The organism is Shimia sp., from assembly GCF_041624275.1.
Lineage (GTDB): Bacteria > Pseudomonadota > Alphaproteobacteria > Rhodobacterales > Rhodobacteraceae > Shimia.
Genome location: NZ_JBFJVE010000131.1, coordinates 1 through 8,965, shown reverse-complemented (window position 1 = coordinate 8,965; position 8,965 = coordinate 1). Strand labels below are relative to the sequence as shown.

Here is an 8,965-nt window from a genome sequence, read left to right as displayed (position 1 = left end):
GGCCCATCTCGACCAGATCGAGGCAGCCGTCGCCCTCGTCGTCGTAAAAACCGTCGGCGCTGAGGTCAAAGCCGTACCAGACCGGGATCTGATGGCCCCACCACAGTTGCCGCGAGATGCACCAAGGCTCGATGTTCTCCAGCCAGTGGAAATAGACTTTCTCGCCCGAGTCCGGCAGGATCTTCACGGTGCCGTCGCGCACCGCCTCGAGGGCCGGGCCGACGATCCTGTCGGCGTCGACGAACCACTGGTCGGTCAGCATCGGCTCGATCACCACTTTCGAACGGTCGCCGAAAGGCTGCATGATCGGCTTGTTCTCGACCATGGGCACCGATACGCGGCTTTCATTGCCTTCATCGTCCTTGCGCAGCTCGGTGGTCATCACCGCGAGGCCCTCGTCGGTGATCTGCCGGACCACCAGTTTGCGTGCCTCGAACCGGTCCAGCCCGCGCAGCTCGTCGGGCACGAGGTTCACCGCGTCGGCCTCGTTTTCGGTGAGGCTGCGATCGCCCTTGGCAACCTCCATGGCGATGCCGGCGGCCTTGGCATAGGCTTCGCCATCGGCGCGCATCTGGCCCTTGGAGTCCATCAGGCGGTACATCGGGATGCCGCCGCGCTTGGCGACCTGATAGTCGTTGAAATCATGGGCGCCGGTGATCTTCACCGCACCCGAGCCGAAGTCGGGGTCGGGGTATTCATCGGTGATGATCGGGATCAGGCGGCGGTGTTCCTTGGGGCCGACCGGAATTTCGCAGAGCTGGCCGACGATGGGCGCATAGCGTTCATCGCTGGGATGCACCGCGACCGCGCCATCGCCGAGCATGGTTTCCGGGCGGGTGGTGGCGATCGAGATATAGTCGCGCTCTTCCTCGAGCAGCACATTCCCGTCGGCGTCCTTCTCGACATAGGTGTAGGTGGCGCCCCCCGCCAGCGGGTCTTTGAAGTGCCACATGTGACCGGCGACTTCGATGTTTTCGACCTCGAGATCCGAGATCGCGGTTTCGAAATGCGGATCCCAGTTCACCAGCCGCTTACCGCGATAGATGAAGCCCTTGTTGTACATGTCGACAAAGACCTTGAGCACCGCATCGTGGAAATTGCCGCCGGCCACGTCCTTGGGGGCGCCGGGGGCACCGGACATGGTGAAGGCCTCGCGCGACCAGTCGCAGGAGGCCCCGAGGCGCTTCAGCTGCTGAACGATGGTGCCGCCGCTTTCGCCCTTCCACTCCCAGACCTTCTCGAGGAACTTGTCGCGGCCCAGTTCGGCGCGGCTGGGCGCTTGGGTTTCGGCCAGCTTGCGCTCGACCACCATCTGCGTCGCGATGCCGGCATGGTCGGTGCCCGGCTGCCAGAGCGTGTCATAGCCCTGCATGCGCTTCCAGCGCATCAGGATGTCCTGCAGGGTATTGTTGAAGGCATGGCCCATGTGCAGAACGCCGGTGACATTGGGCGGCGGGATCATGATGCAATAGGTGCTGGCCCCGGGTTTCGCGTTCGCGCCCGCGGTGAAACATCCGGCTGCTTCCCAGGCGGCGTAAAGGCGGCTTTCGGCCTCGGCCGCGTCAAAGGTTTTTTCCATCGCCATCGGTCTAGATCCTGCGTCAATGTCTGGTTGTCCGATCCTCTATCGAAGACCTGGACAAAGGGAAAGGCAGGGGGGGCAGATTCTGCGGCTTATTGGAGGGTTTTGACCGTTGCCGGGATCATCTCGCGGGCTGCGGCGCTGTAACTGCGCGACACGTTCAGCCGGCGCCCGTCGCTGAGATGCGCCACCAGCTTGCCGTTTTCCCGGCTCAACCCCTGAAAGGCACCCTCTGCGATCCAGTGCGAGCGGTGAATCCGCCGGCCGGGGTAATCGCGCAGTTCGTGCAGCGCGTCCGAAAGGCGCATGTGGATCAGCTCGCGGCCCTTGTTCGTGGTCACCTCGACATAGTGGTCCTGCGCGCTCAGCGAGATCAACTCGCCGCCGAGCCGTGGCGGCAGGCGCTTGAAGAAGGCGGCATGCGCCGGTGGTTCGGCAACGCTCGCCTCCGGGGTGTTGTCGGTCGGCGGAACCCGGGCGCCGGTTGCCGGCGCACCGGGCCGCGGCGCTGTGGTATCGGGGTCGGATGGCAACCTGAAACGCGGGCGCAGGAAGCCATAGATCGTGCCGCCGATCACCAGGCAGACCAGCGCCACATAGCCCAGGATTTCGAAGTTCCAGAACGGGCCGCCGGTCGGGCGCATCTGGGTTTCGATGGCCATGACCGCCACTGCCGTCGGCAGGGCGGCGACCAGAATGGCAAGCGCCACCCGGGCGACCGGGGCCTCGGAATGGACGAAGCCGAACCGCAGCAGTCCGATCAGCGACAGGCTGACAAAGACCCATCCCGCCCCGAGGGCCATCGCCCAATAGCCGAGACGCCACAGCAGCGGCATCGCGTAGGTCCCGAACGGCCCCATGGTGGTGAAGACCCCGGTGGCCACGACATAGGCGGCGGCCTGTTCGGGCAGATGCCAGGGGGGGCGGTCTTGCCGCTTGGGTTTTGCCCTTGTGTCCTTCACGAAGTCCCGCCAGATTTCCGGTCGATGCCAATTCTAGTGACCCGTGCGGGCCATGAAATCAAGGCGCAACTGGCCCCGGCGGTGCAATCGGGGCAGATCGGGGCGCGGTTTCGCAGGTTTCGCCGTGGGATGGGGCAGGCCGCGCCGGCGACCTTGGCCCGCCGCTTTTCTGGACAAAGCCGCGCCGATGTGGAATGGGAGGCAGCAACAGGAGAATCCGATGACCACGACCCGTTTTGCGCCCTCTCCCACGGGCTATATCCATGTTGGCAACCTGCGCACCGCGCTGATGAACCACCTCATCGCGCGCAAGGCCGGCGGCACCTTCATCCTGCGCATCGACGACACCGATCCCGAGCGCTCGAAGCAGGAATATGTCGACGCCATCCAGGAAGACCTGGAATGGCTGGGCCTGTCATGGGACCGTATCGAGCGCCAGTCGGACCGTCTGGCGCGCTACGAGGCGGCGGCGCAGCAGCTGCGCGACGAGGGGCGGCTTTACGAGTGTTTCGAGACCCCGACCGAACTTGACCTCAAGCGCAAGAAACAGCTCAACATGGGCAAGCCGCCGGTCTATGACCGCGCCGCGCTGGCGCTGAGCGACGCCGAGAAAGAGGCGCTGCGCGCCGAACGCGGCAACGGCCACTGGCGCTTCAAGCTCGACCACGAGCGGATCGAGTGGACCGACGGTATTCTCGGCGACCTGTCGATCGACGCCGCCTCGGTGTCTGACCCGGTGCTGATCCGTGGCGACGGGCAGTTCCTCTATACCCCGGCCTCGGTCTGCGACGACATTGATTTCGGCGTCACCCATGTGGTGCGCGGATCGGACCACGTGACCAATACCGCGACCCAGATCCAGATCATCAAGGCGCTGGGCGGCACGGTGCCCGAGTTCGCGCATCACTCGCTGCTCACCGGCCCGCAGGGCGAGGCGCTCTCGAAGCGGCTGGGCACGCTGTCGCTGCGCGACCTGCGCGCGGCCGGTGTCGAGCCGATGGCGCTGGTCAGCCTGATGGCGCGGCTGGGCTCTTCCGATCCGGTGGAGCTGCGCGCCGATATGGAGGCAGTGGCCGAAGGGTTCGATCTGGGGCATTTCGGCTCGGCACCCACCAAGTTCGACGAACGGGATCTTTACCCGCTGACCGCGCGGGTGCTGCACGAGATGCCGCTTGCCGAGGTTGCCGGCGATGTCGCCGCCGCCGGCGTGCCCGAGGCGCTGGCCGAAGAGTTCTGGGCGGTGATGCGCGACAATATCACCACCCGCAAGGATCTGGCCGGCTGGTGGCAGCTTTGCGCCAATGGCGCCGAGCCGGTGATCGAGGACGAGGATCGCGCCTTTGTCGCCGAGGCGATGGCGCTGCTGCCCGAGGGCCCGTTCGACGGCGACACCTGGGGCAATTGGACCAAGGCGGTGAAGGATGCCACCGGGCGCAAGGGGCGGGGCCTGTTCATGCCACTGCGCAAGGCGCTGACCGGGCAGGGCCACGGGCCCGACATGTCGGCGCTGATGCCGCTGTTGCAGGTGGTGAAGGCGCGCGGCTGATCTTGCGGCGCCCCGGGGGCGTGACCCCTGGGCGCCGGGCCTATTCCCGGGCCCGCAGCACCCGGGCCGGGCGCGAGGCGAGCGGGGTCGCGGCAAAGATCAGGCTGGCCAGCAGGGTGGCGGCGATGCCGCCGAAAACGATGGCCAGCGCGTTGGGCCAGATCACCGCGAAATCGGTGTCCAGCACGAAGAAGGTGATCGCCCAGGCGCCGGTGATCCCGGCCACCAGCGCCACCACGCCGGCGGCAAACCCGGTCAGCATGGCGCGCAGGGCAAAGCTTTGCAGGATGGCGCGGCGCGTGGCGCCAAGGGTTTTCAGGACCGCCGCCTCGTAGGTGCGGCTGGTCTGGTTGGCCGCCGCCGCCCCGATCAGCACCAGAAACCCGGTCAGCAGCATGACGCTGGCGCCATAGGAGGTGGCGTCGGCAAGGGTCGACAGGAGTTCCGAGACACGGCCGACGGCATCGCGCACGTGGATTGCGGTGATATTGGGGTATGCGCCTGAAATATCGCGCAGAATCCGGGCCTCATCGGCCTGGTTGGCATAGACGGTGGCGATGAAACTATGCGGCGCGCCGGCCAGGGCGCCGGCGTTCATGACGATCACGAAGCCCATGCCCGCTGTCGAGAAATCGACCGCGCGCAGGCTGGTGATGGTCGCGGTGATGTCGCGGCCAAGGATGTTGACGGTCAGCCGGTCGCCAAGCCCGAGGCCCAGTTCGGCGGCCTCTTCGGCGGCAAAGCTGATCTGCGGCGGGCCGCTGTAATCCTCGGGCCACCAGCTGCCGGCGGTCACGGTCGTGGTCTCGGGCATGGCGTCGGCATAGGTGATGCCCCTGTCGCCGCGTACCACCCAGTGATCGCCGGCGACCTCGGTCGCGGGGCGATCGTTGATGCGGCTGACGATGCCGCGCAGCATCGGCGCGGTCTCGATGTCCTGCACCGCCGGATCGGCGCCGAGCCGGTCGAGAAAGCCGTCGATCTGGTCCTTCTGGATATCGACCATGAAATACGAGGGCGCCACCTCGGGCAGGTCGCGGGCGATGGCGTTGCGCAGGTTGCCGTCGATCTGGCCCACCGCCGCCAGCACCGACAGGCCGAGCCCCAGCGACAGGATCACCGGCAGCGCCGGTTCGGACTGGGACGACACCGCGTTCAGCGCCCAGCGCAGGGCCGGCCTGCGGCGGCTTTTCGGGGCCATCCTGCGCGCCAGTCCGCCGGTGGCCAGCGCCGACAGCGCCAGAAGACCCAGCGCCCCGAGAATGCCGGCGGCGGCCCAGAGCGTCAGCGGCGCCGAGCCCGAGAGCCAGCTGGCCAGGGCCAGGAGCAGGGCCAGAAGCGCGGCGATGGCCAGGGCAAAGCGCCACGGCGGCACCAGCCGTGCGGCCTGCAAGGCGTCGCGGAACAGCGCCGCCGCGCGCACGTCGCTGACCCGCGACAGCGGCCAGAGCGTGAAGATCAGCGCCGTCAGCGTGCCATAGGCGGCGGCCTCGGCCAGCGGCGCGGGATAGAGCCGCAGCAGGACCGGCACCGGCAGGCTCGATTGCAGCACCGGCCCCAGGATCAGGGGCAGCGCGGCGCCCAGCGCCAGCCCCAGCCCGACACCGAAGGCCGACAGAAGCGCGATCTGAAGGAAATAGGTCAGGAACACCGTGGCCTGATCGGCGCCGAGGCTGCGCAGGGTGGCAATCACCGTCACCTTGCCCGCCAGATAGGCGCGGATCGCCGAGGACACGCCGATGCCGCCCACCGCCAGCCCCGACAGGCCAACAAGGATCAGGAAGGCCCCCAGCCGGTCGACGAAGGTCGCCACCCCCGGCGCGCCGTTGCGGCTGTCTCGCCAGCGCAGGCCAGTTGCCTCGAACCGGTCCAGCGCATCCTGCCTGACGGTTTCAAGATCGGCCCCGTCCGGCAGCAGGATCCTGTATTTGCTCGAAAATAGTGTCCCCGGTGCCAGCATTCCCGAAGCCTCGAGCGCCTCGGTCGCGACGATCGTGCGCGGGGCGAAAGCAAAGCCCCCGGCATTGTCCGGCGCGCGGATCAGGGCCGCAGCGAGCAGGAATTCCTGACTGCCGAGCCGGAACCGGTCGCCGACCGACAGGCCGAGCCGGTCGATCAGAAAGGGCTGCATCACCGCGCCGGGCAGACCATCGCGCCCGGCCAGCGCCGTCGCCAGCGGCATCGCCGGCTCCAGTGTCACGGCCCCCAGGAGCGGATAGGCCCCGTCGACCGATTTCACCTGGGTCAGGGTGCGGTCCGATGCCTCGCCCGCGCCGACCACCGCCATCGAGCGGAAATCGACCACTTCCGACGTCGCCCGCGCGTTGTCCTCGATCCATGTGCGCTCGGCCTCGGAGGCAAAGCGATAGGTAAAGTCCAGTTCGGCGTCGCCGCCAAGCAAGGTCGCCCCCTCGGCGGCCAGCCCGGCCTCGATGCTGGCGCGCACGGTGCCGATGGCGGCGATGGTCGCCACCCCCAGCGTCAGGCAGGCAAGGAAGATGCGAAAGCCCCGCAGGCCGCCGCGCAATTCGCGCCGGGCCAGACGCCAGGCAAGGCCGAGGCTCATGCCCGCACCTCATGCGGCACCCGCGCACCGGCGCTGTCGCTTTCGATGCGGCCGTCGCGCAGCCGCACGATCCGGTCACAACGCCGGGCCAGCCGGTCGGAATGGGTGACCAGCACCAAGGTCGCCGCATGGCGGTCGCGCAACGAGAACAGAAGCTCCATGATCGCCTCGCCGTTGGCCTGGTCGAGATTGCCGGTCGGTTCGTCGGCCAGCAGGATGTCGGGGCGGGGTGCGACCGCCCGGGCCAGCGCCACCCTTTGCTGCTCTCCGCCCGACATCTGGCGTGGGAAGTGGTCGGCGCGGTCCGACAGGCCGACGGCCGCCAACTCGGCGCGGGCCCGAGCAAAGGCGTCTTTGTGGCCGGCAAGTTCCAGTGGCGTGGCGACGTTTTCCAGCGCCGTCATGGTCGGGATCAGGTGAAAGCTTTGGAACACCACCCCCATGTGGTCGCGCCGCACCCGCGCCAAGGCGTCTTCGTCCAGTGCCACAAGATCGTGGCCCATGGCGCTGACCGCGCCGCCGGTGGCCCGCTCCAGCCCGCCCATCAGCATCAGCAACGAGGATTTGCCCGAGCCCGACGGCCCGACCAGGCCCAGAGTCTCGCCCTTCTGGACCTCGAGCGAGATGCCGTGCAGGATTTCGATGCGCCCGGCATTGCCTTCCAGCGAAAGCCGCGCATCTTTGAGGGAAAGGATCGGGGTCATAGGGGGAATCCGCGTGATGAGGGTTGAAAGCCTATATGGGGGCCTGAAAAAACTGGGCAAGGTGGCGGCCGTGGTTTTGCTTTGGTCGGCGCCGCTGGCGGCCGAGCCGCAGACCGTCGTCGCCATGGGCGACAGCCTGACCCAGGGCTACGGGCTGGCACCCGATGACGGCTTCGTGGCGCAGATGCAGCGCTGGCTCGACAGGCAGGGGGCCGGGGTGCGGCTGACCAATGCCGGGGTTTCGGGCGACACCACGGCGGGCGGCGCGGCGCGCATCGACTGGACCCTGGCCGAGGCGCCGGACGCGATGATCGTGACGCTGGGCGCCAACGACATGCTGCGCGGGCTGGACCCGGCCGAGGCGCGCCGCAACCTCGCCACCATTCTGGCTGCGGCGCAGGGCCGGGGCATCCCGGTGCTGCTGGTGGGGATCGAGGCGGCGGGCAACTACGGCCCGGCCTACAAGGCGCAGTTCGAGGCCATCTACGGCGACCTCGCGCAGCAGTTCGCCGTCTTGCACAGCGACAACTTCTTTGCCGGTCTGGGCAGTTCCGATCCGGCCGAGGTTTCGGCGCTGATGCAGGCCGACGGCATCCACCCCAATGCCGAGGGCGTGGCGCGGATCGTCGAGGCGCTGGGGCCGGATGTGCTGGCGCTGATCGACTCGATCGGCGGGTGACCTGCACCTGAAAGCAGGCTCTGCGCAGCCGCAGTTTCCGAAATACATGGTTTTTCATCGGTTTGCCCTGCGGCCAGCCGGAAGAATTCGGCGTCGGTGAAAATTAAAAATTTACCAGTTGATAAAAAAATGAACCTGTGAGAGCCTGAATGCACAAAGCCAAACGATGACATGGGGAGGATCATGACCAATTCACCGTTAAGCCAAGGTGTGGTTCCGGGCCGTCTGAGCGCTGCCGAACTGTCCGAGAATTTCGGCGATCTGCATCCGCGCCTCGACGACCACGAAGCGCTGGTGGCGGCCGACCGCTGCTATTTCTGCCACGATGCCCCCTGCATGGAGGCCTGCCCCACCGACATCGACATACCGCTGTTCATCCGCCAGATCGCCACCGGCACGCCCGAGGCGGCGGCGCGGACCATCTTCAGCCAGAACATCCTTGGCGGCATGTGCGCCCGGGTCTGCCCGACCGAAACGCTCTGCGAAGAGGTCTGCGTGCGCGAGGTGGCCGAGGGCAAGCCGGTCGAGATCGGGCGGCTGCAACGCTATGCCACCGACGTGCTGCTTGACGCCGGCACCCATCCCTTTGAACGCGACGCGGCGACCGGCAAGAAAATCGCCGTGGTCGGCGCCGGCCCCGCCGGTCTGGCCTGTGCCCACCGGCTGGCGATGTACGGCCATGACGTGACAGTGTTCGACGGGCGCGCCAAGGCCGGGGGTCTGAACGAATTCGGCATCGCCACCTACAAGTCGGTCGATGGCTTTGCCGCGCGCGAGGTCGCCTGGCTGTTGCAGATCGGCGGCATCACCGTCGAGACCGGAAAGCGGCTGGGTGATGGCCTGTCTCTGGACGGGTTGAAGGCGGATTACGACGCCGTGTTCCTCGGCATCGGCCTTGGCGGCGTCAACGCGCTGGGCCTTGAGGG

General features: G+C 67.4%; 7 protein-coding genes. 3 read left to right on the top strand and 4 right to left on the bottom strand.

Annotated elements, in window-relative coordinates; genetic code table 11:
- Positions 1-1,585, bottom strand: a 1,585-nt coding sequence (locus tag ABZD10_RS10840; protein ID WP_372886454.1) for a class I tRNA ligase family protein, incomplete at its 3' end; no start/stop codon positions are given.
- 89 nt (positions 1,586-1,674) lie between these two features.
- A complete protein-coding gene (locus tag ABZD10_RS10835) occupies positions 1,675-2,544 on the bottom strand; it encodes a LytTR family DNA-binding domain-containing protein (RefSeq protein WP_372886452.1) in 870 nt (289 codons plus the stop codon).
- A gap of 220 nt (positions 2,545-2,764) precedes the next feature.
- Between ABZD10_RS10835 and gltX the strand changes: the two genes are divergently transcribed.
- Positions 2,765-4,090, top strand: coding sequence for a glutamate--tRNA ligase (gene gltX, locus ABZD10_RS10830; protein WP_372886450.1), 1,326 nt, complete (start codon positions 2,765-2,767; stop codon positions 4,088-4,090).
- Between the two features lie 40 nt (positions 4,091-4,130).
- Here the strand turns inward: gltX and ABZD10_RS10825 are convergent, their stop codons facing one another.
- Complete coding sequence (locus ABZD10_RS10825; protein ID WP_372886449.1) at positions 4,131-6,656, bottom strand: ABC transporter permease; 2,526 nt, start codon at positions 6,654-6,656, stop codon at positions 4,131-4,133.
- Entirely contained in the window at positions 6,653-7,360 is a 708-nt protein-coding gene (locus ABZD10_RS10820) for an ABC transporter ATP-binding protein (protein WP_372886448.1), read from the bottom strand. Before ABZD10_RS10820 ends, ABZD10_RS10825 begins: the two co-directional genes overlap by 4 nt.
- Positions 7,361-7,376: 16 nt before the next feature.
- Here ABZD10_RS10820 and ABZD10_RS10815 point away from each other — a divergent pair, with 16 nt between their 5' ends.
- Both ABZD10_RS10815 and ABZD10_RS10810 read left to right on the top strand, forming a co-directional pair.
- On the top strand, positions 7,377-8,039 hold the full coding sequence (locus ABZD10_RS10815) for an arylesterase (protein ID WP_372886447.1): 663 nt from the start codon (positions 7,377-7,379) through the stop codon (positions 8,037-8,039).
- A gap of 183 nt (positions 8,040-8,222) precedes the next feature.
- The coding region (locus ABZD10_RS10810) for an NAD(P)-binding protein (protein ID WP_372886445.1) at positions 8,223-8,965 on the top strand (743 nt) is incomplete at its 3' end.

Coding starts and splice junctions, on each gene's coding strand:
- ABZD10_RS10825 (WP_372886449.1), bottom strand. CDS start 6,656: ATGAGCCTCGGCCTTGCCTGGCGTCTGGCCCGGCGCGAATTGCGCGGC.
- ABZD10_RS10820 (WP_372886448.1), bottom strand. CDS start 7,360: ATGACCCCGATCCTTTCCCTCAAAGATGCGCGGCTTTCGCTGGAAGGC.
- ABZD10_RS10815 (WP_372886447.1), top strand. CDS start 7,377: ATGAGGGTTGAAAGCCTATATGGGGGCCTGAAAAAACTGGGCAAGGTG.
- gltX (WP_372886450.1), top strand. CDS start 2,765: ATGACCACGACCCGTTTTGCGCCCTCTCCCACGGGCTATATCCATGTT.